Origin of the sequence: Mesorhizobium sp. M0854 (assembly GCF_040319815.1) — a bacterium.
GTDB lineage: Bacteria > Pseudomonadota > Alphaproteobacteria > Rhizobiales > Rhizobiaceae > Mesorhizobium.
Window position 1 is genome coordinate 43,371 of record NZ_JAMYOL010000007.1, and the last position, 25,581, is coordinate 68,951.

Consider the following 25,581-nt stretch of genomic DNA (forward strand, 5'->3'; position numbering starts at 1 on the left):
TGCGACATGGCATCGGACACTGCCGTCGGGCTCCGCGTCGAACGAAGACCGAAGCTTTCGGAAACCGTCGTCGCGGCGATCCGCAAGCAGCTGCAGGCGGGCGAGATCCAGCCTGGGCAAAAGCTGCCGACCGAGGGCCAGCTGACGGAAACCTTCGGGGTCAGCCGCACCGTGATACGCGAGGCGCTGGCCAAGCTTGCCGCGGACGGCCTGGTCGAGCCGCGCCAAGGCGCCGGCGTTTTCGTCACCGAACATATCTCGACAGCGTTCGGTGCCCTGGCAGCGGAGATGGGCAGCAAGGATTCGATTGCCCTCAACGTGCTCGAAGTCAGGTTGGCGATCGAGATCGAATCCGCCGGGCTCGCCGCCATCCGGCGCAACGCCGCGCAGGAAGCGGCAATCCAGGAAGCCTTCTTCGAGTTCGAACGGCTGCTCCTCAACAGCGAGCCGACTGGACCGGCCGACCTTGCCTTCCACCGCGCAATCGCCAGCGCCACCAACAATCCGTTCTATGTCGAGATGCTCGACGTGCTCGGCCGGCGCGCCATTCCTTGCGATGTGACCTCGCCCTGGTCGACCGAGTTCGCACAGTCCGACGCCTACCAGCGCGGCCTGCAGCGCGAACACCTGATGATTCTCAACGCCATCTCGGCAGGCGATGCCGAAGCGGCGCGGGAGGCGATGCGCGCGCATCTCGGTGCCAGCCAGCAGCGCTATCGCGAGCGCCTGCACGCGCGCCAGATTTTTTATGCCGACTCGGTCAAGGCCGCGGCAACCGAATGACCAATAAGGCAGCCCCATGGGACAGCAATGAATCACACTGACAATCACACGGATTTCACCTCCCGCTTCGCCATCGACCCTGTTTCTGCCGCGGCGATGGGCACGGACGAGCTCCGTCACAATTTTCTCATCGAAGGCCTGTTCCGGCCCGGCCGCATCGGCCTGACCTACACCCATTACGACCGCATGATCGTCGGCGGCGCCGTGCCCGCCGGTACACCGCTGCCGCTGCAGGCGATCAAGCCGACCGGGACCAAGAATTTTCTCGACCGCCGTGAGATGATCATCGTCAACATCGCCGGTGCCGGCGTCGTCAAAGCTGGCGGCCAATCCTACGAGCTGCAGGCGCGCGACATGCTCTATCTCGGCATGGGCACGGATGAGGTATCGTTCGCTGCGAGCAATCCGGCTGAGCCGGCTAAGTTCTACCTGCTCAGCGCGCCGGCGCATCAGAGCCATCCCAACCGGCTGATCCGCATCGGCGATGCCAAGCGGCTCGATCTCGGCAGCCAGGCGACCTCCAACGAGCGCTCGATCTTCCAGTTCATCCATGCCGATGGCGTAAAGACCTGTCAGCTTGTCGTCGGCATGACGCAGCTTGCCCCCGGTTCGGTCTGGAACACCATGCCATGCCATGTGCATGACCGGCGCATGGAGGCCTATCTCTATTTCGACCTGCCGGAGGCGGCGCGGGTGTTCCATTTCATGGGCGAGCCGGACGAAACGCGCCATCTCGTGATGCGCAACGAGGAGGCGGTGCTGTCGCCGGGATGGTCGATCCATTCGGGCGCCGGCACCTCCAACTACGCCTTCATCTGGGCGATGGCCGGCGATAATGTCGACTATACCGATGTCGACCTGGTGGCGATGGAGGAGCTCAAGTGAGCGATCTCTCGGCCTTCAGCCTTGCCGGCAAGCGCATCCTCGTCACCGGCGCCAATACCGGCATCGGCCAGGGCATCGCCGTGTCGATCGCGCGCGCCGGCGGCGCGGTCGTCGGCGTCGGCCGGTCGGCGATGGACGAGACGGCGGAGAAGATTGCGGCTGTCGGCGGCCACTTCGAGGCGGTCCGCTGCGATCTTGGTGATGATGCAACTGCCCAGGCGATGCTTGACCGCGTCTGGGACGGCACCGGACCGCTCGATGGCCTGGTCAACAATGCGGGCATCATCCGGCGTGCCGATGCGGTCGACCTCACCGAAACCGACTGGGACGACGTCATTGGCGTCAATCTCAAGACGGTGTTCTTCCTCAGCCAGCGCTTTGCCAGGCACGTGCTTGCCGAGCCTGGGCGGCGTGGCAAGATCGTCAACATCGCTTCGGTGCTGAGCTTTCAGGGCGGCATTCGCGTCGCCTCCTACACCGCCTCCAAACATGGCGTGCTCGGCATCACCCGCCTGCTGGCATGTGAATGGGCGGCAAAGGGCATCAACGTCAACGGCATTGCGCCGGGCTATATCGAGACCAACAACACCGAGGCGCTGCGCACCGATCCCGACCGCAGCGCCTCGATCCTGGCGCGCATTCCGGCCGGCCGCTGGGGCGCGCCGGAAGACATCGGCGACGCAGCCGTCTTCCTGCTGGCGCCAGCGTCCAACTACATGCACGGCGCGGTGGTGCCGGTGGACGGCGGCTGGCTGGCGCGATGAACAACAAAAGGTGAGAGTCTGACGATGACCGGAACCAAAATCTTCTCGCATGCCGGCGAGGGTGCGTGGACGCCGACGCCCGACGGCAACCGCCGGCGCGTGCTCCTGCACACCGACGAACTGATGATGGTCGAGTTCGGTTTCGACAAGGGCGGCGTCGGCGCGCTGCACTCGCACCCGCATGTCCAGGCAAGCTACGTCGCCGAAGGCCGCTTCGAAGTCACCATCGACGGCAGGACCGAAATCCTGGAGACGGGAAGCAGTTTCATCGTTCCGTCCAATCTGGTCCATGGTGTCAGGGCGCTGGAGGCGGGACGACTGGTCGACAGCTTCACGCCGCACCGCGCCGATTTCCTCGACTGAGCTGCGGGCCCGAAGTTCAGGCAGCCGGCTCTCGGAACGAAAAAACCCGCGCCTCCGGAGAGACGCGGGCGTGTTGCCTGGGCGCTTGTGGCGCCGCGGTACTCAAAACATCACCGCAGAACCTGAACCTGCCGAATGATGGTGAAGATAGGATTAACCGCTCCGAGGCGTTGCGATATTCACAGCCAAAGCGAATAGGGGCTGGAACGACGGTCTGATATCGGCCAATGAGAGAGAAGTTCGCCTCAGGCGGTGCCGCGGACAGGACCAGAGGGGTCGATAAATGTTCGAATCTGCTGTCCAGGCAATCACCTGGCGATTCGCCGGGGAATTTCGGCAGGTCGTATCCCCGAAAGTTCTGTAATGCAGGTTGCAGCGAGCATCCCGACAGAGGATTCCAAGCGGCGCGTCCTCAGGGATGTATTCGGCTTCGATGATTTTCGTCTCGGCCAGGCGGCCGTGATGGAGGCGCTGCTGGCCGGGCATCATGTGCTGGCCGTCATGCCGACCGGCGCCGGCAAATCGCTCTGCTACCAGGTCCCGGCGCTGGTGCTGGGCGGGCTCACCATTGTCGTTTCGCCGCTGGTGGCCCTGATGCAGGATCAGGTCGCCGCATTGCGCCTTGCCGGCGTGGCGGCCGATACGATCAATTCCTCGCTCGACCGCGATGCCAATGTCGCTGCATGGCGCCGTGTCGCGGCAGGCCAGACGCGCCTGCTCTATCTTGCACCGGAGCGGCTAATGACGGTGCGAATGCTCGAGGCGTTGACCAAGCTCGATGTCCGGCTGATCGCCATCGACGAGGCACATTGCATCTCGCAATGGGGACCGGCGTTCCGGCGCGAATACGAAGAATTGTCGAGACTACGTGATATCTTCCCGAAAGTGCCGATCATTGCGCTGACGGCGACGGCGGACGAGACGACGCGCACCGACATTGCCGCGCAACTGTTCGACGGGCGCGTCGATACCGTGGTGCTCGGCTTCGACCGGCCGAACATCAAGCTAGGCATCGAGCCCAAGCAAGACAGCAAGCGCCAATTGCTAAACTTCGTGCAGCGCCATGCAGGCCGCAGCGGGATCGTCTATTGCCTGTCGCGCAAGAAGACCGAAGAGATGGCGGCGTTTCTCGAGCGGAACGGCGTACGCGCGTTCGCCTATCATGCCGGCATGAGCAAGGACGCGCGTGAAGCGAATCAAAACGCTTTCATGACCTTGTCCGGCGTGGTGATGGTGGCGACCATCGCCTTCGGCATGGGGATCGACAAGCCCGACGTCGCCTATGTCTTCCACACCGACCTGCCGGGCAGCTTGGAGGCCTATTATCAGGAAATCGGGCGGGCAGGCCGCGACGGGCGAGCGGCCGAGGCACATATGCTCTTCGGTCTCGGCGATATACGCATGCGCCGGCTTTTCATCGAAGACGAGGATGCGCCGGCTGAGCACAAAAGGCGCGCGCATGGCCGGCTCGAAACGCTGATCGGTTATTGCGAGACGACGCAGTGCCGCCGTCAGATCCTGCTTGGCTATTTCGGCGAAAGTGCTTCGCCTTGCGGCAATTGCGACAACTGCCTCGACCAGGCGCCGCATGCGGATGGCGAGGCGGAGGCGCGGATCATCCTGGCGGCGATCGCACAGACCGGCGAGCGCTTCGGCGTCGCCCATGTCGTCGATGTCCTGCTCGGCCATGAAACCGAGAAGGTCCTGGCCAGGAACCACCACAGGCTTGCCAGCTTCGGCACCGGTGTGGCGCATAAAAAGAGTTTCTTGCTGTCGCTGCTCCGCCAACTCGTCGCGGGAGGGTTCCTGACAGTGGACCCAGCCGGCCATGGCGGCCTCGCCATTGCCGAGAAGGGCGGTGCGCTGGCTCGGGGCGAGGCTTCATTCCGGTATCGCTTGGACGCGCGCCAGTCATCGCGAGGCAAGATACGTCCTGAGGATACCGCAGCAGGCACGGAAGGTCTGGATTCGGCGCTGCTGGCTGCGCTCAAGGCTGTACGGCTGCGTCTTGCCCGGGAACGCCAGGTGCCGGCCTTCGTGATCTTTTCGGATCGTACGCTGATCGATATGGCCGAACGCCGCCCGCGTGATCTGGACGCCTTCGCCGCGGTCAACGGCGTCGGCGCCGCCAAGCTCAAGGATTTCGGCGAGATATTCCTCGGCGCGATCGCTGCGCATCAGCCCGGGGTGGCGGGCTGAAGACCCACCTCAGTGACGCAATCAGCACCGGCTTCGTCTCGCCGCTGCAATCGCAGCCTCCTGCTGCCGCAAGCGCTCGATCTTCGCGCTTTGGCGGGCAGCTACGGTCGAGGCGACACGCTGCCCTCCCAACAGCCAGCCCGGAATGTTGGTGTGGACGACTTTGCCACGAGCGATGGCTGTCGCCGACATTTCGTCGGCGACAGCGCCGATCGCCACGTTGAGCTCGACGCAACTCATCTTGTCGTATTTCGCAGCGTCAAAGGATGCCGGCAAAGGCGATGCGCAACTTCCGACAAACATGAGGCTGCATATCAGAGGCGTGGCCGTGGAGATCGCCTTCATTCCCTTATCAAGCACATTGATGCCGGACGGGCGGATTTTCGGAGGGTTCTCGATCTCAGGCCGCGAAGCACTCGCGAGGTTCCGCGTAACTGAAGCATGTGACCTCTACAATACTCTGTGCTGACCGACCTGTTTGTCTTCAAAGAATTCCGAGAGAGCCGCTGCCGTCTTGTCGGGGTGCTCTTCCGGGAAAAAGTGCCCGCCTTGGACAGCGCGTCCTGCCACTCTGTCGGCCCATTTCCTCCAGATGGCCAGCGGCCCGCCTTCTTGCGCATACCAGTTCTCCAGGGCGCCTTCGCCACTCCATAGCGCCAGTAGCGGACAGTCGATGCGACGACCGTTTGCGTGGTCCAACGCGTCATGTTCACGATCGATCGTCGCAGCGGCGCGATACTCTTCGCAGATGGCATGAATATGCGCGGGATCGCGAAGCGCATCAACATAGGCGTCCCTGACCTCTTTGGAGACCATTTTCGCCGACGATCCCCACTGCGTTATTGCATCGTCGACGACAGCATCGGGAGCCGCGCCGATCAGACGCTCCGGCAGGGGCTCCGGCTGGGCAAGAAGGCTCCAGGGCCAGAAGCCAAGCGCCAGTCTGGCATCCGCCCGATCCCATGTTGCGGCGGTGGGGATGATGTCGAGGACGGCGATTTTGAGCACGTTGTCGGGATGGTCCAGCGCCAGGCGATAGGCAACCCGCCCGCCACGATCATGCCCGGCAACCATGAACCGCTCAAACCCCATTTGCTTCATGGCCTGAACCATGTCGCCGGCCATGGCGCGTTTGGCGTATGGGCTATGATCGGCAGAGGAAACCGGACATCCGCTTTGCCCATAGCCTCGAAGGTCGGCGGCGACCACCGTGAAGCGGGGCGCCAAGGCTGCGGCGATATCCCTCCACATCAGATGCGTTTCTGGAAAACCGTGAAGAAGCAGCAGCGGCGGACCGGTGCCTCCGACCCTTGCGAAAATCGTCGTATCGTCCAGTCGTAGGCTGGTGGCTCTGAAACCTGCAAACACCGTCAGCCTCCTCCGCGCTCTTAGGAAAGCTCCGTAAGGGCGCTAACGGCCGCCTGGGGCGAAAACCCCGGCCGCGATGGCCAGGGTTCAAGCCGGCCAGTTGCTAGAATCGAAACCAGACCCAGACGCGCCTGCGGAAGCACCGCCTGCGCCGATAGCCGTTTCGCCAGTAAACGCGACAGACCCTTCTCCAGGCGCGCCGGCGGCGCCGGCGCGGCATGTGCCACCGGCGATGATAGACTGGTTGCAACTCTGCTTGAGTTTCGTCGTCGTCGAAGGTCTCGACATCCGGCGCCTCGAGTTCATCGAGAATGCCCCTTCTGGCAGTTGGAACGCCGGCCACCGCATTGATTGGCCGAACCGTGCTTGCAAGGGCCGCGGCCCCGGCAATGCCAAACATTCCTGTCAAAAATAGTCGCCGATCCATGGAAACCTCCCAGTCTTCAACCAGCGATAGAACAAGCTAACGATGGGGAGATAGCGCAGTCGGTGCAGACGCCTAGTGCCGCACGGCTATTAGCGGTGGTCCGGTCGGCCGGAGGGTGTTGCCTCGTCCTCGAAGTGGGATGGCTACCTCGATCGACAAACACCCGGAGCTTTTTGAATTGATGGCGGGCCGAAAACAATGAAGATCGAATGAGGTCTACGCCATAGCCACGCAATTCACGCTACTCGCGGTGCAAGGAGGCTTGACTGCCATCCTACCAGAAGGTAGGTAAAAGCATGAGCAACTTGTCTACCACCTCTGACGACATCCTGGCTTGTGCGCGTTCGCTGATCGTCGCTGGCGGCTACAACGGTTTCAGTTATGCCGACATTGCTGAAGTGGTCGGGATCCGTAAGGCGAGCATCCATCACCATTTCCCAAGCAAGGTCGATCTGGTTCGGACGCTGGTTGCGCGGTATCGCGAAGAAACTGAAGCGGGGATGGCAAATGTCGAACTTCACGAATCCGATCCGCTCGAACAGTTGCGGACCTATGCCGGGTATTGGGAAGCCTGCATCGCGAACGCCAGCGCCCCGTTTTGTATCTGCGCGCTGTTGGCAAGCGAGCTCCCCGTGCTGCCCGAGGAAGTTAGCCTTGAGGTCCGGGCGCATTTCCGCTCGTTGTCGGCTTGGCTGACATCCGTGATGGAGCGCGGTGCGCGGCACGGCCAATTTCGACTGATGAGTACCCCTCGTGCCGAGGCTGAAGCGTTCATGGCGACCGTTCATGGCGCGATGCTTTCAGCACGGGCCTATGGCGATCCGAAGGCATTCGCCGTCGTGACCGGCCCGCTCCTGGAGCGGCTCCGCGCTTCCCCCCGGATACCAGCCTAGATCTCAACTAACCATACTAGCGATCACTCCGCGACGTCCGTCGAGAGACCCTACCTACTAGTCGAAAGGTTTATCCAATGACGGCTTACAGTAACAATCTTTTCCGCGCCAGCCAGGAACAATGGCTCAAGCTCTATTACTTCGCTCGGACGGCGTTCTCGGCTGTCTGGGTGGCGGCTGCCTTTACGGTGGGGCAGCATTCCGGGGTGGTCGCGGCGGTTTTGCTCGTGGCTTATCCTGCATGGGATGCCCTGGCCAATTTTGTCGACGCATCGCGCAGCGGAGGATTGGGACAGAATCGCACCCAGGCCATCAACGTCGTGGTCAGTGTGGCGACAACGTTCGCGGTCGTTGTTGCGCAGAAGATGAGCATGAACTGGGTGCTGGGCGTGTTCGGCCTATGGGCGATCCTGTCCGGCCTGCTTCAACTCGGCACCGCCGTCCGCCGTTGGAAGAACTCTGGTGCGCAGTGGGCGATGATCCTGAGCGGAGGGCAATCAGCACTGGCAGGCACGTTTTTCATCGCGCAGGCGCGGATGCCGATGCCGCCATCGATCTCCAACGTGGCCGGCTATGCCGCAGTAGGCGCCCTCTACTTCCTGGTTTCGGCGGTGTGGCTGAGCGTGAGCCAATTGCGGCGGAAGGCTGCATAGCGTGCCATCTTGAGCCAGCACCGCTCCGACTGTCAGCTGCTGGCATCGTTCGTCAAACAGAACGACCCACCCTTACCCCTAAGGACTGAAAATGAGACCGACGTGTTTGGAATTTCACCACCCGGCTGAGGGTTAGCCGCTCATCCAGGGCATCTCGATCGCGCCGAACGATACAGCGACCCCGAGGGCCATCAGCGCAATGCCCACAGCAACTTCGAAGGGGCGGCCGCGCTGCAGCAGCTTCTCGACGAAGACGACCAGCGTCAACAGCAGCATCCAGGCGACGCTCATGATGCCCACCGCGACCAGCACGGCAAACAGAGCCCAGCAGCAGCCAAGGCAATAGAGTCCGTGCCGCAGCCCCATCTCGACTGCGCCAACCCGCCCGTCGCGCCAATGCTGCGCAATGAAAGCGAGCGGCGAACGGCAATGGCTGAGGCAAATGTGCTTGAGGGTCGTGAATTGGTAGAGGCCGGCGACGCCAAGCGTTGTACCGAGCGCGAGCGGCGCCCATTTCGAACGCTGAGGCGGATCGAGGCTCGTCGCAAACTCGCTTGCGAGCTGGACCAGGACATACACAAGAAGGCCCGCCGCCGCCCAGACGAGCATGTAGCCCGCGACGAATATCCAGGCCGGGATGGCGACGTGCTGTTCGCGCCTGGCCTGCGCCGCTGCGAACATAAAGATCATGGGCGCGGCCGCCGGCAGCATCATTGCAGCCATCATCACCGTCCATGCAGCAAGAAAGGCGGCGGCGCCGGCGAGTGACCAGCCGTCGGCGGCAATTCCGGCCGTCGCCACGCCGGCCATGCCTTCCATACCCTCCATCCCGCCGCGCACCGCAATGCCCATTGGTATATCCATGCTGAGGGTCAGCGCCCATGCCGCCGCTGTCAGCACCACGAGCGATGCGAGAAGGCCGAGCGGCATGCCACGCAAATTCCGGAGCCGCCACGATTTCCCGGGGGACGCGTCAGGCATCGGCACGTCCCTAGTTCGGGCCGGTCCAGTCGAACGGAATGTGTTTGCTGGAGCGGGTCGTGCCCGTCCAGTCGAGCCCGAAGCCTTTGGTGCTCACCTCGACCGAACGCCCCCAGGTGGCAACCTGGCCCGGGCCGACCTCCGAGCCCGGCGGGTTGATCGTCTGCACCCGCTTGCCGGGTGGTGTTGTGGGACCTGAAAGTGCTTCCGCATGCCCGACGACGAGGCCAGGAATCTCGACCCGCCAGGTGGCGAGGTCGCCCGCCACCTCGAAAGTGATCGGCACGAACTCCATGCCACGCATCTCGCCGATGTTGGCGGCAAAGCCCGCCGGCCAGCCGCCAGCCTGCCCGCCGAAGATCGCCTGAAGGGCTTCACGTTGCCGCTCGTTCGCCTTCTCGTCGAGGTACATGCCCATCACGGCTTTTGCCTCGCCGGCCCATAGATTGCCTTCAAACTCGCCGAGCGCCACCAGCGACAGGCCGTCGAGCTTCACGTCGCCATACCGACCCTCGCGCACATGCCAGGCGAGCACGCCCTGGCAGTGATTGCCGGTCGGCCGCTGTGCGAATTCGCAAGGGCAAGGGATGTCGCAGCTGCAGATGTCGAACCAGTCGCCTGCGAGCCGCCATTGAGGCACTGCATTCATGGCTCTTCCTCCCGGAATATAGCGCTATTTACACCTCGAAGGCGGGGCGCGCTCCAGCAGTTAGTGCATCGCTCGCTGATTTTGGTGGCCCTTGCCGCCGCAGAACAAGTCACCGCGTCTTGATCAGCAACTGCTCGCAACAGAACCCAGCCGCCATCCAGTGCGAAGTGGTTTCTTGCTCCGTTCCATGTGATCGATGAGGTCGTGGATAGCTTCGCGACGGGTCGATCACCAAATACACTTACGATCCGACTGACGCTTGACCCACACTGCGAAACTGACAACCTTCCGCAACACCGCTCGGTTGCCTGGTCACAACGACGTAGCGGGCCAATGCTAACGCCGGGCTGCAATTGAGCTCCGCGACTTCACAAGCATTTATGGCTGAGTTCGGCAGGCAGCATCAAAAAATTAGTGCGCGGCCTGAGACATAGGTGACGTTTTGTACCGGACACATGGGTAACACTTTTGGCTTTTGGCCGGAGGTGTTGATGCCGTGGAGAGAGTGTTCGGTGATGGAGGAACGTCTACGTTTCGTTGCCCGCCTTCTCGCGGGAGAAGGCATGAGCGATGTGTGCCGGGATTTCGGGATTTCGCGCAAGACTGGCTACAAGATCTTCAACCGTATAGGGAGGAAGGGCTGGAGGCGCTTTGCGACCGCTCGCGGCGGCCGGTGAGGTACGCCAACCAGTTGCCCGAGCAGATCGAGCGGCTGATCGTCGAGACCAAGCGCGAGAAGCCGCATTGGGGCGCTCGCAAGATCAGGGAGTTGCTGGTCAGGAAGCTCGCCGGTGATGTGCGTATCCCGGCCAAAAGCACCGTGCATGCCGTGCTCGACCGTCACGGCCTTGTGAGCCAGGCCCGCAAGAGGAACCGGGCGAGCAAGGCCGTGGGCACGCCATTGTCGCAAGCCGCCGCCCCTAACGATCTGTGGTGCACCGACTTCAAGGGGGAGTTCAGGCTCGGCAACGGTAGCTACTGTTACCCCCTGACGGTCACCGACCAGATCTCGCGCTATGTGCTCGCCTGCGAAGCGCTTGAATCGACAAAGGAGACGCCGGTCATCGAGGCCTTCGTGCGGCTGTTCAGGGAGCGCGGCCTGCCCGCCGCCATCCGCTCCGACAACGGGCTCCCTTTCGCTTCGCCTAACGGCCTCTACAATCTCTCGCGCCTGTCGGTGTTCTGGCTCAGGCTCGGCATCGTCATCGAGCGCATCCAGCCGGGCAACCCGCAACAGAACGGCCGCCACGAGCGCATGCATCTGACCTTAAAGAAAGAGACGACCCTTAAAGAAAGAGACGACCAGGCCGCCCGGCATGAACATTCTCCAGCAGCAGGCGAGGTTCGACGCTTTCATCAGCGAATTCAACGAGGAAAGGCCACACGAGGCGCTCGCCATGCGCACCCCGGCCGAGCTCTACACGCCGTCCTCAAGAGCCTATACGGCCTGCCGGAACTGGAATACCCCTTCCACGACCGCGACATCCTGGTTACCGCTTGCGGCCGCATCTGCATGCACAGGAAGAAGATCAACGTCTCGACCGTGCTCGCCGGTCAGAGGCTGGGAATCAAGGAGATCGACGACGGCATTTGGCTCGTCAGCTTCATGCATTACGATCTCGGGTATATCGACTTGGAACAGAGGACCTTGCAGACCATCGACAACCCGTTCGGCACGAGGTTGTCACCCATGTCTTAAGTACAATCTGTTACCCATGTCTCCGGGTTGGACAATAGGATCACTGGCGGAGAGGGAGGGATTCGAACCCCCGATGGGCTTGCACCCATGCCGCATTTCGAGTGCGGTGCATTCGACCACTCTGCCACCTCTCCGCGGTCATGGTCCGCCGTTGCCGGCGCGGCGCACTAGATAACGGCTGGACAGGCAGGTTACAAGGGCCAATCTGCCCCGGCGCCGCAGCTTCTGTCCGTGCTTCTTCGAGGCTCCGGTGGTCACTGCTCGATATTTGCAAGGTCTGGGCTCAACCCATTCGCAGCTTGCCCGCGGCGCTTGCCTTGACTCAAGCCGAACCTTCGGTTAGGGACAGCGCGCAATCGGCGTGGAGGGATCTTCCGCGCCGCTTGTTTTTTGAACCCGCAGACTGACAAAAAGACGGCCGAACCGCCTGTGGCGGTTCATCAAGGCCGACCGAACAGCGAAAGGCAAAAAATGTTCGCAGTCATCAAAACGGGCGGCAAGCAGTATCGCGTTGCCGCCAACGATCTCCTGAAGATCGAAAAACTCGAAGCCAATGTCGGCGACATCGTCGAGATCGGTAGTGTGCTCGCGCATGGCGAGGGCGAAAACGTCACGTTCGGCGCACCGTTCGTGGATGGTGCGATGGTCACCGCCGAAGTCGTCGAGCAGGGCAAGAACCGCACCGTCATCGCCTTCAAGAAGCGCCGCCGGCAGAATTCGCGCCGCAAGATCGGCCATCGCCAGCTTTTGACCACCGTCAGGATTGCTGAAATCCTGCTGGGTGGCGCCAAGCCGGCGAAGAAGGCCGCCGCCAAGACCGAAGCGAAGGCTGAAGTTGCAGCCAAGACCGAGGCGAAGGCTGAAGCCGCGCCGAAGGCAGCAGCGAAGGCAGAGGCTGCGCCGAAGAAGGAAGCCAAGGCCGAGACGACCGAGGACAAGGCTGCCGAAGCCGCCGCACCGTTGTTCAAGGCGCCGAAGGGCGAGCCGGACGACCTGACCGTGATCAAGGGCATCGGCCCGGTCGCCGCCGGCCAGCTCAACGAACAGGGCATCACCACCTTTGCCCAGATCGCCAAGCTGTCCGACAAGGACGTCGCCAAGATCGACGAGCACATGCCGTTCAGCGCCGACCAGATCAAGGACTGGCGTGAGCAGGCCAAGGAATTGGCGAAGAAGTAGAACGAACCGACGCAATCGTCGCCGGATCGGACTTGAAACGGAACGCGAACGCGTTCATAAGATCGTTTAGGCGCCTCGCGGCGCATCGGAGTAGTTAGATGGCACACAAGAAAGCTGGCGGATCGTCGCGCAATGGTCGCGACTCCCATTCCAAGCGGCTCGGCGTGAAGAAGTTCGGCGGCGAAGCCGTGATTCCGGGCAACATCATCATTCGTCAGCGTGGCACGACGTGGCATCCCGGCACCAATGTCGGCATTGGCACGGACCACACGCTGTTTGCGCTCGAAGCTGGCGCAGTCACCTTCAACAAAAAAGCCAATGGCCGAACCTACGTATCGGTGAACCCGATGACGAAGGCAGCGGAGTAGCCGGTTCCGCACGAGAACACCGGCACCCATCTCGGGACCGGTGTCTGGCCAAGCCAGGAAATGGATCAGGGGAGATGGGTTTCCATCTCCCCTTTTTCTTGTGCCTGGAGGACTTTGATATGGTTGCCGAAGCGGAAGCGACAGACGACGAAAGTTACACGATAGATTGCCCGGTGCTCGCGACCGAGCGGCTGGTCATGCGTGCCCCGCGTGAAAGCGACATCGAGCAATTGGTGGCGCTCGCCGACAACCGCCATGTCGCGGAAATGCTGGCTCGCATGCCGCATCCCTATGGCGAGGCGGAGGCACGCGCTTTCCTGGCCATGACGGCATCGCGCCGGGCCGGAATCGCCTATGCGTTGACGCTGGCCGGCACCGAGACCTTCGTCGGCTGTGCCGGGCTCAACACCACGGATCGCGGGCTGGAGCTTGGCTACTGGATCGGCGAGCCGTACTGGAAGCGCGGCTACGCGACGGAAGCAGCGCACGCACTGGTCGACCTTGCCTTCCAGAGAACCACGATCCAGGTGCTGCACGCCTCGACGCGGGTTATCAATCCGGCCTCGCGCCGGGTCATCCACAAATGCGGCTTCCAGTATGCCGGCCAGGGCATGCTGAATTCGATCGTTGCCGGTCAGGTGCCGGTCGAACGCTACCGCCTCGATCGCAAGACCTGGACCAGCCTGCGGAACTGGGTGCATTTTTGATGGATGCGGCTCACGTCATCTCGAGCCAGACCGGCAAGTGATCCGAACCGGCCGCTTGCCGGTCGACCCACAGGCGCCTCAGCGATTTGGCAAGCGAGGCGCTGGTGAAGATGTAGTCGATGCGCTTGTAGCGGCTGGTATCGCCCGGCTGCTTGGGGTCGACCCAGGTGACGAGATCGGCGCCGGCAGCGCCGAGGCGTGCGGCGGCATCGATGGCGAGGTCGGCGGTCACCGGCATGCCGAATTCGTGGTCAGGCTGGCCGGCGAGTTCGACATGTTCCGGCGATCCGGCCAGCATGTTGAAGTCGCCCATGACGACGAAGGCTTCGGGAGAAGGCAGCTCCGGCAAGCCGATCTCGGCGACGCCGGAGAGCCCGCCGCCCTCGAGCGGGTATTTCAACAGACGCTGGCGCAGAAAGCGGATCTGGCTCAGGCGTTCAACCGGGCTGCGATGGTCGAGATGGGTGGAATAGAAGCGGATCGGACCAAGCGGCGTTTCGACCAGCGCCTCCAGCGCGCCGCGCTGGAAGTTCATCGCCTCGACACTGCGGCTGCGCGGCAAAAGGAGATTGCGCGACAGATGGATCGGCGTCCTCGACAGCACCATGTTGCCGAGCTGGAAGGTGGTCGTGATGGCGCGGCCGTTCTCCAGGCGCGAGCCAGCGTCGGCTTCGAAATTGCTGCCGTAGACGGCAAAATAGTCGGGCAGCGCCTCGCCGAGGTCGGCCACCATGTCGCGGCCGCCATTCTTCGGGTTAGCGCGGGTGACCTCCTGCAGCGCGATCACGTCGGCGCCGCGCACGGCATCGGCGATACGGCCGATATCATAGCGGGCGTCGAGGCCGACGCCGTAATGGATATTGTAAGTTACCAGCTTCATTCCGACATCTCGCGCTTGGAAAGCCGAGGATCGATTTTTCGGCAAGGGTCAACCAAATGGTACGCGTCCAGAGCTACGCGCGACGTTACAGTAGCAAAAACGGCCCTCGCCCTTCGACCCGCCTTGGTTTAGAGCAATCCCGCAAAGCCAATAGCAGAAACCATACAATCCGATGAAATTTCTCGATCAAGCCAAGGTCTACATCCGCTCCGGCGACGGCGGCGCCGGTTCGGTGTCGTTCCGGCGCGAAAAGTTCATCGAGTTCGGCGGCCCCGACGGCGGCGACGGTGGCCGCGGCGGCGATGTCTGGGTCGAGGCGGTCGATGGGCTGAATACGCTGATCGACTATCGCTATCAGCAGCATTTCAAGGCCAAGACCGGCACGCACGGCATGGGCCGCAACATGACTGGCGCCAAGGGTGCCGACGTGACGCTGAAAGTGCCGGCCGGAACGCAGGTCTTTGCCGAGGACAATGAGACGCTGATCTGCGATCTCACGGTCGTCGGCCAGCGCTTTCTTTTGGCCAAGGGCGGCAATGGCGGCTTCGGCAACCAGCACTTCAAGACCTCGACCAACCAGGCGCCGCGCCGCGCCAATCCCGGACTGCCGGGCGAAGAGCTCAACATCTGGCTCAGGCTGAAGCTGATCGCCGATGCCGGCCTTGTCGGGCTGCCCAACGCCGGCAAGTCGACCTTCCTGGCGGCGGTCACCGCGGCCAAGCCGAAGATCGCCGACTATCCCTTCACCACGCTGCATCCGGGCCTTGGCGTGGCCCGCATCGACGGGCGCGAATTCGTTATTGCCGATATCCCCGGCCTGATCGAAGGCGCGCATGAAGGTGTCGGCATCGGCGACCGCTTCCTTGGCCATGTCGAGCGCACGCGTGTCCTTCTGCATCTTGTCTCGGCGCAGGAAGAAAATCCGGCCAATGCCTACAAGACCGTGCGTGCCGAGCTCGAAGCCTACGGCAATGGGCTGACCGACAAGGTCGAAATCATCGCGCTTTCCCAGGTCGACATACTCGATGCCGACGCACGCAAGAAAAAGACCGCCTCGCTGAAACGTGCCGCCGGCCGCGCGCCGATGCTGCTTTCGGCGGTCACCGGCGAAGGCGTCGAGGCGGTGTTGCGCGCGCTGATCGCTGTGGTGGCCGATGCACGCGAGGCGGTCGCTGCGCCGGTCGAGACGCGCTGGAACACATAGCCATGGCCGCGCAATCGCTGAAAAATTATCGGCGCATTGCCGTCAAGATCGGCTCGGCGCTGCTTGTCGACCGCACGACGGGCCTGAAGCGCGACTGGCTGGCCTCGCTTGCCGACGACATCGCCATGCTGGCCAGTGGCGGCGCCGAAATTCTCGTCGTGTCTTCGGGTGCGATTGCACTCGGCCGCACCATCCTCGGTCTCGGCAAGCGGGCGCTGAAGCTCGAGGAGAGCCAGGCGGCGGCCGCCGTCGGGCAGATCGCATTGGCCGGCGCCTGGTCGGATGCGCTCGGCAAGAATGGCTTGAAATCGGGCCAGATCCTGCTGACGCTCGGCGACACCGAAGAGCGTCGCCGCTATCTCAACGCACGGGCGACGATCTCGACACTGCTCAAAATGAAGGCGGTGCCGGTCATCAACGAGAACGATACGGTGGCCACCTCCGAAATCCGCTATGGCGACAACGACCGCCTGGCGGCGCGCGTCGCCACCATGATGGGCGCCGATCTTTTGGTGCTGCTTTCCGACATTGACGGGCTCTACACGGCGCCGCCGGCGCGCGACCCGCAAGCCCGGTTCATTCCGGTCGTCGACCGCATCACCCCTGACATCGAGGCGATGGCGGGTGCCGCTGCTTCGGAATTGTCGCGCGGCGGCATGCGCACCAAGCTCGACGCCGGCAAGATCGCGACCGCCGCCGGCACCGCCATGATCATCACATCAGGCACGCGGCTGTCGCCGTTGCTGGCAATCGAGCGCGGCGAGCGCGCCACCTTCTTCCGGCCGAGCGCCAATCCGGTCAAGGGCTACAAGACCTGGATCGCCGGGCAGCTCGAACCGGCCGGCCGGCTGACCGTCGATGCCGGCGCCATCGGCGCGCTGCTCTCGGGCAAGTCGCTGCTGCCGGCCGGCGTCAAACTGGTCAGCGGCAATTTTGCGCGTGGCGACACGGTGGCGATCCTGTCGCCCGAGGGCCGCGAGATCGCGCGCGGGCTGGTTGCCTATGATGCCGCCGATGCCGTAAGGATCGCTGGCCTGAAGACGACCGAGATCGAAACGGTGCTCGGCTACGAGGCGCGTTCGGCGATGATCCACCGCGACGACCTTGTGGTGAGCCATGCCGGTGGCGAGCAAGTAGTCGGTGACCAGGTTACATAGCGGAGGATGAGCCATGCTGACGCTGCATGAAAAATCCCGGGATGATACCGTGGCGCTGATGGCCGATATCGGCCGCCGCGCGCGTGCCGCGGCCCGCCCGCTGGCCACCGCTGCGGCCGAGCGCAAGCACGCGGCGCTGATCGGCATGGCTCAGACGATCCTTCGGCATGAGCAGGACATCCTCGACGCCAATGCCATCGACATCAGAAATGGCAGGGAGGCTGGCCTATCGGCAGCGTCGATGGATCGGCTGAAGCTCGATCCGGCGCGCATCCGCGCCATGGCAGACGGTATCAGCGAGATCGCCGGGTTTCGCGATCCGGTCGGCGATGTCATTGCCGCATGGGACCGGCCGAACGGGTTGCATATCGAACGGGTGCGCACGCCGCTCGGCGTCGTCGGCGTCATTTACGAGAGCCGGCCGAACGTTACCGCGGATGCCGGCGCGCTGTGCCTCAAGGCGGGCAATCCAGTAATCCTTCGCGGCGGCTCGGATTCGCTCAACTCTTCCGCCGCTATCCATGCCTGCCTGGTCGAGGGGTTGAAGGCAGCCGGGCTGCCGGAAGATGCCATCCAGCTGGTGCCGACTACCGATCGCGCCGCCGTCGGCGAAATGCTGAAAGGGCTTTCAGGCAATCTCGAGGTCATCATTCCACGCGGCGGCCGCAGCCTGGTCGAGCGTGTGCAGAACGAGGCGCGGGTGCCGGTCTTCGCGCATCTCGAGGGCATCTGCCATCTCTATATCGACCGATCGGCCGATCTCGACATGGCGGTCAAGATCGCGGTCAATGCCAAGATGCGGCGCACCGGGGTGTGCGGTGCTGCCGAGACGCTGCTGGTCGACCGTGCGGTCGCCGGCACGCATCTGGTGCCGATACTCGAGGCCTTGCGGGCGGCAGGCTGCGAGATCCATGCCGATGTCGAGGCGCTGAGGCTTTATGCCGATGCCCAGCCCGCGACCGATGCCGACTGGGTGACCGAGTATCTGGACGCGATCATTGCGGTGAGACTGGTCGAGGGCGTCGCCGGCGCCATCGAGCATATCGAGACGTTCTCCTCGCATCACACCGAGGCGATTATCGCCGAGGATGCAAAGGCCGTCGAACGGTTCTTCAACGAGATCGATTCGGCGATCCTTCTGCACAACGCCTCGACCCAGTTTGCCGATGGCGGCGAGTTCGGCATGGGCGCCGAGATCGGCATCGCCACCGGCAAGATGCATGCACGCGGGCCGGTCGGCGTCGAGCAACTGACCTCGTTCAAATACCGCGTACGCGGGTCGGGACAGGTGAGGCCTTGAGCGCCGGTCTTACCCTCTCCCTTGTGGGGGAGGGTGGCGAGCATCGCGAGCCGGGTGGGGGTGCGACGCTGAACTCTGCAACACCCCCACCCCGCTCCGCTTCGCGGATCGACCCTCCCCACAAGGGGGAGGGTAAGGAATCCGTATCCTCCCACTATCTGCACATGCCGCATGCCGGGAAAGGCGTGGCGGTCGGGCTGTTCGGCGGTTCGTTCAACCCGCCGCATGCCGGCCATGCGCTGGTCGCCGAGATCGCACTCAGACGCCTTGCGCTCGATCAGCTGTGGTGGATGGTGACGCCCGGCAATCCGCTCAAGAATGCCGGAGACCTGGCGCCGCTGGCCGAGCGGCTGCAGCTATCCGAAAAGATCGCCAAGAACCCGAAGATCAAGGTCACTGCATTCGAGGCGGCCCACCGCGTCCGCTTCACCGCCGACACGCTGGCGCTGGTCAAGGCGCGTAACCCGGGCGTCGATTTTGTCTGGATCATGGGCGCCGACTCGCTTCGCGACTTCCACCGCTGGCAGCGCTGGCGCCGCATCGTGATGACGTTCCCGATCGCGGTGGTCGACCGGCCAGGCGCGACGCTGTCGTTCCTGTCGTCAGTGGTCGCCAAGACGTTCGACTATGCCCGCGTCGACGAAGGCGACGCACCGCGGCTCGCCCGTATGACGGCGCCGGCCTGGACCTTCATCCACGGCCCGCGTTCGTCGCTGTCGTCGAGCGCGATCCGCAAGGTGGCAAAGGGCTGAACCGGCGCGGAAGGCAAGTCCGGTGATGTCGCTTTTGCCGCTGCCTTGACCTGCTTGATGGGCGATCCTCGGTCATGACGATTCTCGAGCGCGACCAGGACAAGAACGGTCTAGGGCAGCCGGCGCCGTCGATCGCCATTGCCAGCATCCTTTTGTCGATGGCGCTGATCGCCGTCGGCAATGGGCTGATGTTCGCCTATATCCCAGTCCGGCTCGGCGCCGAGGGCTTCGATCCGACATGGGCGGGGCTGATCGTCACCGGCCTTTCGGCCGGCGGCCTTGCCGGCTGCATCCTGACCGGGCCGCTGGTGCGGCGTGTCGGCCATGCCCGCGTGTTCATGGTGCTGTCGGCACTGATCGTGCTGTCCAACGCCGCGGTCGGCGCCGGGCCGCACCCCTTGCCATGGATCGCTGCACGGGCACTCTACGGCTTTGCCATATGCGGCCTGTTCATCGTCGCGCAGAGCTGGCTGAACGATGTCGTCGCCAACGCCATCCGCGGCCGGGTCATGGCCATCTTCTACGTTGCCTATGTCGCCGGGCTCGGCGTCGGTTATTCGACGCTGGCGTTGATCGATATCCGCACGGCCGACGCGCCGCTGATCGGCATCGCCTTCACCGCGCTGTCGATCCTTCCCGTCGGGCTGACGCGGCTTGCGCAGCCGCCGGCGCCGCAAGCGGCGTCCGTGGCGCTCGGCCGCGCCTGGCGGATCTCCCCGGTCGGCGTTGCCGGCATGCTTGCCGTCGGCGGCCTGTCGATGACGATCTCGGGTTTTGCGCCGATCCATGCCACGACCAAGGGCTACAGCCAGGCCGACGTCGCCTTGCTGCTTTCGGCAATGCCGGCCGGCACGCTGATCCTGCAGATTCCGCTCGGCTGGATTTCCGACCGCACCGACCGGCGCTTTGTGCTGATCGCGGCGTCGGCGCTTGCCGCCGCGGCGGGCCTGTTTGCCCTCGGTTTCGACGGCGGCGCGCTGGCGGCGCTGCTTGTCATCTATGTGGTCTGGGACGGCGCCTCGGAATCGATCTACTCGCTGGCCAGCGCCCATGCCGGCGACCGCGCCGGCAAGGACGACATGGTGGCGCTGTCGAGCTCGCTTTTGTTTGCCTGGTCGCTGTCCGGCTTCGTCGTACCCGGCATTGTGACCGGGCTTTCCGCCGTCTACGGCACGCAGGCCTTCATCTATGTGGCAATCGTCATTGCCACCGCCTACTGCCTGTTCGTTCTCTGGCGCGTCGTCATGGTGCGGCCGGTGCCCGCCACCGAGACCGGCAGTTTCGCGCCAATGACGGCGCAGGCGCCGTTGCCTGTCGATCTCGCCTTCGCGCCTGAAGATCAGCGCCGGCGCGAAGGACTTTGAACACCCTCCAGCTGGTTTCAAATCCTCTATTGCCGCGTGGCTGAGGCATCCGGCTGAGGCGCTTTCGGTGCCGGCGCCGGGACCGAAAGGCCTTCGGCATCGAATGCCTGCTTGACGCTCTTGGTGAGGTCGATCTGGGCGGCGAAGAAATCGGCAGCCGCCGTCCAGTAGCGCAAGGTGATGGCGACGGTGCTGTCGCCGACAGTCGCGACAAAGGCGATCGGCGCCGGCTGCCGCCTGACGCGCCGGTCGGCGGCGGCGACACCGAGCATGGTCTTCTGCGCAAAATCGATGTCGTTCCAGGAGCCGATGCTGAGCGTGATGTCGCCGCGGCGCACACCGTTGCGGGTGAAGTTGCGGACCGGCTGGTTCCACAGGGTCGAGTTGGGTGCAAGCACGTAGACGCCTTCGACCGTCCTCAGCGTTGTGGCAAACAGCCCGATCTCCTCGACGGTGCCGGATATCGCGCCGACTTCGACATATTCGCCGATGCGGAACGGCCGCAGCGCCAGGAGCATGATGCCGGCGGCAATGTTCTGCAGCGTGCCTTGCAGCGCCAGGCCGATGGCCAGGCCGGCGGCACCGATAGCGGCAATGATCGAAGCCGTCTGCACGCCGAACTGGCCGAGAACCATGATCACGACCAGTCCCAGGATGGCGTAGCGGACGACCTGCGAGAAGAAATGGCGGAGCGTTTCGTCGAAGCCGCTGATATGGCCGAGGCCGGCATAGATCGAACGCTCGGCGAGGCCGGCGACGATGTAGCCGATGACCAGCAGGATGACGGCGCCGACCGCCGAAAGCGAGTAGGAGACGATCAGCGTGCTGAGTTGCGCCAGGCCGGATTGCACGGTGAGGAGGGCGTTCTGGGGATCGATCGGCATGTCGGGATTCCGGTTCGTGGATGAGCCGATAACCGCTGCGGGGCGAGGCGGTTCCGATTTTCTGGCCCGAAAAGCCGGATATTCGGCCGCTGCCGGGTGCCTGCTTGCGAGCGGTGTCTTGAAACTGCAACCTAACTCTGCCTATCTAAGCAGTGTCACCTGATTTCAGAGGTGATTTGGTTGTTCTTGCTGCGAAAGGAAATACACTGAGAACAGCACTGCGGAAGAAGGCCGACATCGTGCCTTCGCCGGCCGGGATCAGCGTAAACGACGCCGTGTCCCGCGCCATCAAGACAGTCCTTGCCAGTCTGGAAGACTCCAAGGCCGAAAACATCGTCTCAATCGACATTCAGGGGAAATCGAGCCTCGGCGACTACATGGTCGTCGCATCGGGCCGATCGCACCGTCATGTCTCGGCTGTTGCCGATCATCTCCTCAAGGCGCTGAAGGATGCCGGGCTCGGCACGGCGCGCGTCGAGGGGCTGGCTGGCGCCGACTGGGTCCTGATCGATTCGGGCGACATCATCGTCCATGTCTTCCGTCCCGAGGTCCGCGACTTCTACAATCTCGAAAAGATGTGGCAGGCGCCTGATCTCGAGGAGGAGACCCTCCACTGAGCCGTACTCGTCTTGATGCATGTCGTCGTCCGACATGCATCAGCGGCTCTTCGAGGCAGGGATGAAGATTACGGTTCATGCCGTGGGCCGAATGAAAGCCGGCCCCGAGAAGCAGTTGGCCGACCGCTATTTCGAGCGTTTTGCCAGGAGCGGTCCTGCCGTAGGCCTCGAATTCGCTGGGATCGTCGAGATTGCCGAAGGTCGCGCGCAGACGGCCAATGAGCGCCGGCGCGAGGAAGGCCAGAAGCTGCAGACGCACTTGCAACCGGGCACGGCGCTGATGCTGCTCGATGAGCGCGGCAAGAACCTTTCCTCCGAGGATTTCGCCGGCCGCATAGGTTCGCTGCGCGATGGCGGGCGCAAGGCGCTGGTGATCGCCATTGGCGGCGCCGACGGCCATGACCAGTCACTGCGCGACCTGGCTGATCTGACGGTGTCGCTCGGCGCGCTGACCTGGCCGCATCAGCTGGTCCGCGTGATGCTGGGCGAGCAGCTTTACCGGGCGGCCACGATCCTTTCCGGTCACCCCTACCATCGTTCATGAACTCGGCTCCGTCGGCGAATTGATGCCAGCCGCCCGGATTTTTGCCCCAATGCTCATCGACAGTTTGGGCTCATGGGGTTTGTCGATGACGGCCGGGGCTCGAACATGGTTGATGGTTCGTTAACGAAGCCGCGCATAGAGTTGGGCTTCAATGTCTGAAGACTGGAAATCACGAACGGGCTCCTGGCGCGTGCGCTACGGCATCGCCGTGGCGACGATCGCGCTTTCGCTCGGCGTCGCGCGGGCCGAGAACACGCTCGACCTGACGCCCGACCCGGACCAGAGCCGCGCCGAATACGAAAAAGTATCGAAAGAGATCACGCTGTCGTCCGAGCGGCTGGCCAAGCTCGCCGCCGACATAGCGGCTGTCAAGAAGGACCACGCCTCGATCACCGCGGCGCTGATCCAGTCGGCGATGACCGAGCAGAAGCTCGGCCAGGACATCGAGGACATTGGCGGCAAGCTGGAAGGGCTGAAGGCGCAGGGGCAGAAGATCCGCGCCTCACTGGCCGCCAGACGCGACGTTCTGGCCGAAGTGCTCGGCGCGCTGCAGCGCATGGGGCTCAATCCGCCGCCGGCGATCCTGGTCAAGCCGGAGGACGCATTGTCGTCGGTGCGCAGCGCCATCCTGCTCGGTGCCGTGGTGCCGGAATTGCGCCAGCAGACCGACATGTTGCTGGCCGACCTCAAGGAGCAATCGCGGGTGACGGCCTCGATTGAGGCCGAGCGGGCGCGGCTGACGGCAGCTGTCGGCGAGCAGGCGGCGGAAAAAAAGCGGCTCGGCATGCTGCTCGAAGCCAAGCAGAAGCTCGCCGCCGATACGCAAACCGCGCTGGCCGCCGAAAAGCAGCGGTCCGCGACGCTGGCGGCCAAGGCCGGCAGCCTGAAAGAACTGATCGCCTCGCTCGAGGCCGACAGAGCCCGCAAGGCGGCGGATGCGGCCAAGGCAGCCGAGCAAAAGACCGCCGACGCCGACAAGGGCCCGGCATCGGCTGCGGCGCCGACGGAATTGGCCTCGCTGCCGGTGCCGGAGAGCAACAGGCTCACCGCTGCCGCGCCGTTTTCCGCGCTTCAAGGGCAGATCGCGCTGCCGGTCACCGGCAGGATCAAGCGGCGCTTCGGGGCCGACGACGGTAACGGCGCGATGATGCTCGGTGACATGGTTGCGACACAATCGGGAGCCATCGTCACAGCGCCGGCGGATGGAAATGTGCTTTATGCGGGGCCTTTCCGCTCTTACGGTCAACTCTTGATCCTGAATGCGGGTGACGGCTATCATGTCGTCCTGGCGGGGATGAGCAGAATCAGCGTCGCGTCTGGCCAGTCGGTGCTCGCAGGTGAGCCGGTCGGCGCGATGGGAGAGGCCCGGGTGGCGAGCACCTCGGCATCGAAGAATGGAAATGCCACGCCGGAGCTCTATGTCGAGTTCCGCAAGGATGGAAAACCCGTCGATCCGGCCCCATGGTGGGCGGACCGTTTTTCTGGAAGGACGTGAATGATGCGGAAACTGTCGCTTCTGTTTGCCGGTGCGCTGATGGGTGCATCGGCGATGAGCCTGGTCTATGGCGCGCCCGGCTCGACAGCGAAAGCTGCGGGCTCCGAGACCTATAAGCAACTGGCGATCTTCGGCGATATCTTCGAACGGGTGCGGGCGAATTATGTGACGCCGCCCGACGACAAGTCGCTGGTTGAAAATGCCATCAACGGCATGCTGTCGTCGCTCGACCCACACTCCTCCTACATGAATGCCGAAGAAGCGCAGGACATGCGCGTGCAGACCAAGGGCGAATTCGGCGGCCTCGGCATCGAGGTCACCATGGAGAACGACCTGGTCAAGGTGATCACGCCGATCGACGATACGCCGGCCGCCAAGGCAGGCGTGCTCGCCGGCGACTATATCGCCAAGATCGACGGCGAGGAGGTCCGCGGCCTGACGCTCAACGACGCCGTCGAGAAGATGCGCGGGCTGGTCAATACGCCGATCAAGCTCACCATCTTGCGCCAGGGCGCCGACAAGCCGATCGAACTGACCGTCGTGCGCGATATCATCAAGGTCAAGGCGGTCAAGTTCCGGGTCGAAAACGACATCGGCTACATGAAGATCACCTCCTTTACCGAAAAAACCTATGACGACCTCGAGAATGCCATCGACACCATCAAGAAGCAGGTGCCGAACGACAAGCTCAAGGGCTACGTGCTCGACCTGCGCCTCAATCCGGGCGGTTTGCTCGACCAGGCGGTGAGCGTGTCGGATGCCTTCCTCGACCGTGGCGAGATCGTCTCGACGCGCGGCCGCGATCCGAAGGACGTCACCCGCTTCGACGCGCGGGCCGGCGACGACATCGGCGGCAAGCCGCTGATCGTGCTCGTCAATGGCGGCTCGGCCAGTGCCTCGGAAATCGTCGCCGGCGCGCTGCAGGATCTGCGCCGCGCCACGGTGGTCGGCACGCAATCCTTCGGCAAGGGTTCGGTGCAGACCATCATCCCGCTTGGCGAGAACGGGGCGCTGCGGCTGACGACGGCGCTCTATTACACGCCGTCCGGCAAGTCGATCCAGGGCAAGGGCATCACGCCCGACATCAAGGTCGACCAGCCGCTGCCGGCGGAACTGCAGGGCAGGGACCTGACGCGCGGCGAATCTGACCTCAAGGGCCATATCAAGGGCGCCGACGAAAGCACGACCGGTTCGGGTTCGGCAGCCTATGTGCCGCCGGAACCGAAGGACGATTTGCAGCTCATCTATGCCGAGCAGCTGCTGCGCGGCCAGAAGACGGATCCGGCGTTCCCGCCGAATCCGCAAAAGGCCGTGTTGAACCAGTAAGGGCAGGCAAGCCGGGCCAAACAGGTCTGGCTGCCTGAGCGAAGCGATGCGATGCTGCCGGGGCCGCGAGGCTCCGGCAGTTTGATTCGGGGGCCGCGGCCGGCATGCCGCGCGTCCAGTGATGCAAGGGGACGCGCCGA

The 25,581-nt window shown here is 63.6% G+C and carries 25 protein-coding genes, 1 tRNA gene and 1 pseudogene; 20 read left to right on the top strand and 7 right to left on the bottom strand.

Annotation, left to right across the window (positions count from 1 at the left end; translation table 11 throughout):
* Nucleotides 1–6 precede the first annotated feature (6 nt).
* The 5 genes from NKH99_RS13650 (at nt 7) to recQ (ending at nt 4,994) form a co-directional block, all read left to right on the top strand.
* Nucleotides 7–783, top strand: a complete 777-nt coding sequence (locus NKH99_RS13650; protein WP_352618125.1) for a FadR/GntR family transcriptional regulator — start codon at nt 7–9, stop codon at nt 781–783.
* Between the two features lie 27 nt (nt 784–810).
* Nucleotides 811–1,668, top strand: a complete 858-nt coding sequence (gene kduI / locus NKH99_RS13655) for a 5-dehydro-4-deoxy-D-glucuronate isomerase (RefSeq protein WP_353014394.1) — start codon at nt 811–813, stop codon at nt 1,666–1,668.
* The gene (kduD, locus tag NKH99_RS13660; protein ID WP_353014395.1) at nt 1,665–2,432 is read left to right on the top strand and encodes a 2-dehydro-3-deoxy-D-gluconate 5-dehydrogenase KduD; all 768 of its coding nucleotides are present in this window, start codon (nt 1,665–1,667) and stop codon (nt 2,430–2,432) included. The genes kduI and kduD overlap by 4 nt, the downstream gene beginning before the upstream one ends.
* A gap of 24 nt (nt 2,433–2,456) precedes the next feature.
* Nucleotides 2,457–2,795 carry a cupin domain-containing protein gene (locus NKH99_RS13665; protein WP_352540932.1) on the top strand — a complete coding sequence of 113 codons (339 nt, stop codon included), beginning with the start codon at nt 2,457–2,459 and terminating at the stop codon, nt 2,793–2,795.
* Nucleotides 2,796–3,158: 363 nt separating this feature from the next.
* Nucleotides 3,159–4,994, top strand: a complete 1,836-nt coding sequence (recQ, locus tag NKH99_RS13670) for a DNA helicase RecQ (protein ID WP_353014396.1) — start codon at nt 3,159–3,161, stop codon at nt 4,992–4,994.
* 21 nt (nt 4,995–5,015) lie between these two features.
* Here the strand turns inward: recQ and NKH99_RS13675 are convergent, their stop codons facing one another.
* The gene (locus tag NKH99_RS13675; RefSeq protein WP_352450887.1) at nt 5,016–5,234 is read right to left on the bottom strand and encodes a hypothetical protein; all 219 of its coding nucleotides are present in this window, start codon (nt 5,232–5,234) and stop codon (nt 5,016–5,018) included.
* 210 nt (nt 5,235–5,444) lie between these two features.
* On the bottom strand, nt 5,445–6,362 hold the full coding sequence (locus tag NKH99_RS13680) for an alpha/beta fold hydrolase (RefSeq protein WP_353014397.1): 918 nt from the start codon (nt 6,360–6,362) through the stop codon (nt 5,445–5,447).
* A gap of 723 nt (nt 6,363–7,085) precedes the next feature.
* On the opposite strand from NKH99_RS13680, the gene NKH99_RS13685 reads away from it, so the two are divergent.
* Entirely contained in the window at nt 7,086–7,682 is a 597-nt protein-coding gene (locus NKH99_RS13685) for a TetR/AcrR family transcriptional regulator (RefSeq protein ID WP_352772088.1), read from the top strand.
* Nucleotides 7,683–7,759: 77 nt separating this feature from the next.
* The gene (locus NKH99_RS13690) at nt 7,760–8,335 is read left to right on the top strand and encodes a DUF308 domain-containing protein (RefSeq protein WP_352772087.1); all 576 of its coding nucleotides are present in this window, start codon (nt 7,760–7,762) and stop codon (nt 8,333–8,335) included.
* 132 nt (nt 8,336–8,467) lie between these two features.
* Here NKH99_RS13690 and NKH99_RS13695 read toward each other — a convergent pair whose 3' ends face one another.
* Nucleotides 8,468–9,265: a DUF2182 domain-containing protein gene (locus NKH99_RS13695; protein ID WP_353014398.1), complete on the bottom strand. Its 798-nt coding sequence runs from the start codon at nt 9,263–9,265 to the stop codon at nt 8,468–8,470.
* A gap of 61 nt (nt 9,266–9,326) precedes the next feature.
* Nucleotides 9,327–9,965, bottom strand: a complete 639-nt coding sequence (locus tag NKH99_RS13700) for a DUF1326 domain-containing protein (RefSeq protein ID WP_352772084.1) — start codon at nt 9,963–9,965, stop codon at nt 9,327–9,329.
* A gap of 491 nt (nt 9,966–10,456) precedes the next feature.
* Between NKH99_RS13700 and NKH99_RS13705 the strand changes: the two are divergent.
* Nucleotides 10,457–11,664: pseudogene (locus NKH99_RS13705) on the top strand (helix-turn-helix domain-containing protein).
* Between the two features lie 44 nt (nt 11,665–11,708).
* Here NKH99_RS13705 and NKH99_RS13710 read toward each other — a convergent pair.
* Nucleotides 11,709–11,798: transfer RNA gene (locus NKH99_RS13710), tRNA-Ser, on the bottom strand.
* Between the two features lie 337 nt (nt 11,799–12,135).
* Here NKH99_RS13710 and NKH99_RS13715 point away from each other — a divergent pair.
* The 3 genes from NKH99_RS13715 to NKH99_RS13725 all read left to right on the top strand — a co-directional run bounded on the left by NKH99_RS13715 (nt 12,136) and on the right by NKH99_RS13725 (nt 13,918).
* On the top strand, nt 12,136–12,843 hold the full coding sequence (locus tag NKH99_RS13715; protein WP_352471261.1) for a 50S ribosomal protein L21: 708 nt from the start codon (nt 12,136–12,138) through the stop codon (nt 12,841–12,843).
* Nucleotides 12,844–12,941: 98 nt separating this feature from the next.
* Nucleotides 12,942–13,211 carry a 50S ribosomal protein L27 gene (rpmA, locus tag NKH99_RS13720; protein ID WP_023678077.1) on the top strand — a complete coding sequence of 90 codons (270 nt, stop codon included), beginning with the start codon at nt 12,942–12,944 and terminating at the stop codon, nt 13,209–13,211.
* A gap of 119 nt (nt 13,212–13,330) precedes the next feature.
* A complete protein-coding gene (locus NKH99_RS13725; protein WP_352471260.1) occupies nt 13,331–13,918 on the top strand; it encodes a GNAT family N-acetyltransferase in 588 nt (195 codons plus the stop codon).
* 10 nt (nt 13,919–13,928) lie between these two features.
* Here NKH99_RS13725 and NKH99_RS13730 read toward each other — a convergent pair whose 3' ends face one another.
* A complete protein-coding gene (locus NKH99_RS13730; protein WP_352918547.1) occupies nt 13,929–14,798 on the bottom strand; it encodes an endonuclease/exonuclease/phosphatase family protein in 870 nt (289 codons plus the stop codon).
* Between the two features lie 172 nt (nt 14,799–14,970).
* Here NKH99_RS13730 and obgE point away from each other — a divergent pair, with 172 nt between their 5' ends.
* From obgE to NKH99_RS13755, 5 genes are all read left to right on the top strand, one after another.
* On the top strand, nt 14,971–16,002 hold the full coding sequence (gene obgE / locus NKH99_RS13735; RefSeq protein ID WP_353014399.1) for a GTPase ObgE: 1,032 nt from the start codon (nt 14,971–14,973) through the stop codon (nt 16,000–16,002).
* 2 nt (nt 16,003–16,004) lie between these two features.
* Nucleotides 16,005–17,159: a glutamate 5-kinase gene (gene proB, locus NKH99_RS13740; protein ID WP_352834000.1), complete on the top strand. Its 1,155-nt coding sequence runs from the start codon at nt 16,005–16,007 to the stop codon at nt 17,157–17,159.
* A 13-nt stretch (nt 17,160–17,172) separates the two neighbouring features.
* A complete protein-coding gene (locus NKH99_RS13745; protein ID WP_352767563.1) occupies nt 17,173–18,459 on the top strand; it encodes a glutamate-5-semialdehyde dehydrogenase in 1,287 nt (428 codons plus the stop codon).
* Nucleotides 18,460–18,623: 164 nt separating this feature from the next.
* The gene (locus NKH99_RS13750) at nt 18,624–19,211 is read left to right on the top strand and encodes a nicotinate-nucleotide adenylyltransferase (protein ID WP_031212055.1); all 588 of its coding nucleotides are present in this window, start codon (nt 18,624–18,626) and stop codon (nt 19,209–19,211) included.
* Between the two features lie 74 nt (nt 19,212–19,285).
* Nucleotides 19,286–20,575, top strand: coding sequence for an MFS transporter (locus tag NKH99_RS13755; RefSeq protein WP_353014400.1), 1,290 nt, complete (start codon nt 19,286–19,288; stop codon nt 20,573–20,575).
* 26 nt (nt 20,576–20,601) lie between these two features.
* On the opposite strand, the gene NKH99_RS13760 is transcribed toward NKH99_RS13755, so the two are convergent.
* A complete protein-coding gene (locus NKH99_RS13760; protein WP_352745856.1) occupies nt 20,602–21,459 on the bottom strand; it encodes a mechanosensitive ion channel family protein in 858 nt (285 codons plus the stop codon).
* Nucleotides 21,460–21,698: 239 nt separating this feature from the next.
* On the opposite strand from NKH99_RS13760, the gene rsfS reads away from it, so the two are divergent.
* The 4 genes from rsfS (at nt 21,699) to NKH99_RS13780 (ending at nt 25,441) form a co-directional block, all read left to right on the top strand.
* On the top strand, nt 21,699–22,076 hold the full coding sequence (gene rsfS / locus NKH99_RS13765) for a ribosome silencing factor (protein WP_023678068.1): 378 nt from the start codon (nt 21,699–21,701) through the stop codon (nt 22,074–22,076).
* A gap of 61 nt (nt 22,077–22,137) precedes the next feature.
* Nucleotides 22,138–22,620 carry a 23S rRNA (pseudouridine(1915)-N(3))-methyltransferase RlmH gene (gene rlmH / locus NKH99_RS13770; RefSeq protein ID WP_023678067.1) on the top strand — a complete coding sequence of 161 codons (483 nt, stop codon included), beginning with the start codon at nt 22,138–22,140 and terminating at the stop codon, nt 22,618–22,620.
* Between the two features lie 151 nt (nt 22,621–22,771).
* Nucleotides 22,772–24,115 (top strand): murein hydrolase activator EnvC family protein, encoded by a 1,344-nt coding sequence (locus NKH99_RS13775; protein ID WP_352767565.1) that lies wholly within the window; start codon nt 22,772–22,774, stop codon nt 24,113–24,115.
* Complete coding sequence (locus NKH99_RS13780; protein WP_023678065.1) at nt 24,116–25,441, top strand: S41 family peptidase; 1,326 nt, start codon at nt 24,116–24,118, stop codon at nt 25,439–25,441.
* Nucleotides 25,442–25,581 lie beyond the last annotated feature (140 nt).

Excerpts from the sequence above, each read along its gene's own strand:
- NKH99_RS13650 (WP_352618125.1), top strand. The coding sequence starts at position 7 with ATGGCATCGGACACTGCCGTCGGGCTCCGCGTCGAACGAAGACCGAAG.
- kduI (WP_353014394.1), top strand. The coding sequence starts at position 811 with ATGAATCACACTGACAATCACACGGATTTCACCTCCCGCTTCGCCATC.
- NKH99_RS13665 (WP_352540932.1), top strand. The coding sequence starts at position 2,457 with ATGACCGGAACCAAAATCTTCTCGCATGCCGGCGAGGGTGCGTGGACG.
- recQ (WP_353014396.1), top strand. The coding sequence starts at position 3,159 with ATGCAGGTTGCAGCGAGCATCCCGACAGAGGATTCCAAGCGGCGCGTC.
- NKH99_RS13675 (WP_352450887.1), bottom strand. The coding sequence starts at position 5,234 with ATGAGTTGCGTCGAGCTCAACGTGGCGATCGGCGCTGTCGCCGACGAA.
- NKH99_RS13685 (WP_352772088.1), top strand. The coding sequence starts at position 7,086 with ATGAGCAACTTGTCTACCACCTCTGACGACATCCTGGCTTGTGCGCGT.
- NKH99_RS13690 (WP_352772087.1), top strand. The coding sequence starts at position 7,760 with ATGACGGCTTACAGTAACAATCTTTTCCGCGCCAGCCAGGAACAATGG.
- NKH99_RS13695 (WP_353014398.1), bottom strand. The coding sequence starts at position 9,265 with ATGCCGCTCGGCCTTCTCGCATCGCTCGTGGTGCTGACAGCGGCGGCA.
- NKH99_RS13700 (WP_352772084.1), bottom strand. The coding sequence starts at position 9,965 with ATGAATGCAGTGCCTCAATGGCGGCTCGCAGGCGACTGGTTCGACATC.
- NKH99_RS13715 (WP_352471261.1), top strand. The coding sequence starts at position 12,136 with ATGTTCGCAGTCATCAAAACGGGCGGCAAGCAGTATCGCGTTGCCGCC.
- rpmA (WP_023678077.1), top strand. The coding sequence starts at position 12,942 with ATGGCACACAAGAAAGCTGGCGGATCGTCGCGCAATGGTCGCGACTCC.
- NKH99_RS13725 (WP_352471260.1), top strand. The coding sequence starts at position 13,331 with ATGGTTGCCGAAGCGGAAGCGACAGACGACGAAAGTTACACGATAGAT.
- NKH99_RS13730 (WP_352918547.1), bottom strand. The coding sequence starts at position 14,798 with ATGAAGCTGGTAACTTACAATATCCATTACGGCGTCGGCCTCGACGCC.
- obgE (WP_353014399.1), top strand. The coding sequence starts at position 14,971 with ATGAAATTTCTCGATCAAGCCAAGGTCTACATCCGCTCCGGCGACGGC.
- proB (WP_352834000.1), top strand. The coding sequence starts at position 16,005 with ATGGCCGCGCAATCGCTGAAAAATTATCGGCGCATTGCCGTCAAGATC.
- NKH99_RS13745 (WP_352767563.1), top strand. The coding sequence starts at position 17,173 with ATGCTGACGCTGCATGAAAAATCCCGGGATGATACCGTGGCGCTGATG.
- NKH99_RS13750 (WP_031212055.1), top strand. The coding sequence starts at position 18,624 with ATGCCGCATGCCGGGAAAGGCGTGGCGGTCGGGCTGTTCGGCGGTTCG.
- NKH99_RS13755 (WP_353014400.1), top strand. The coding sequence starts at position 19,286 with ATGACGATTCTCGAGCGCGACCAGGACAAGAACGGTCTAGGGCAGCCG.
- NKH99_RS13760 (WP_352745856.1), bottom strand. The coding sequence starts at position 21,459 with ATGCCGATCGATCCCCAGAACGCCCTCCTCACCGTGCAATCCGGCCTG.
- rlmH (WP_023678067.1), top strand. The coding sequence starts at position 22,138 with ATGAAGATTACGGTTCATGCCGTGGGCCGAATGAAAGCCGGCCCCGAG.
- NKH99_RS13775 (WP_352767565.1), top strand. The coding sequence starts at position 22,772 with ATGTCTGAAGACTGGAAATCACGAACGGGCTCCTGGCGCGTGCGCTAC.
- NKH99_RS13780 (WP_023678065.1), top strand. The coding sequence starts at position 24,116 with ATGATGCGGAAACTGTCGCTTCTGTTTGCCGGTGCGCTGATGGGTGCA.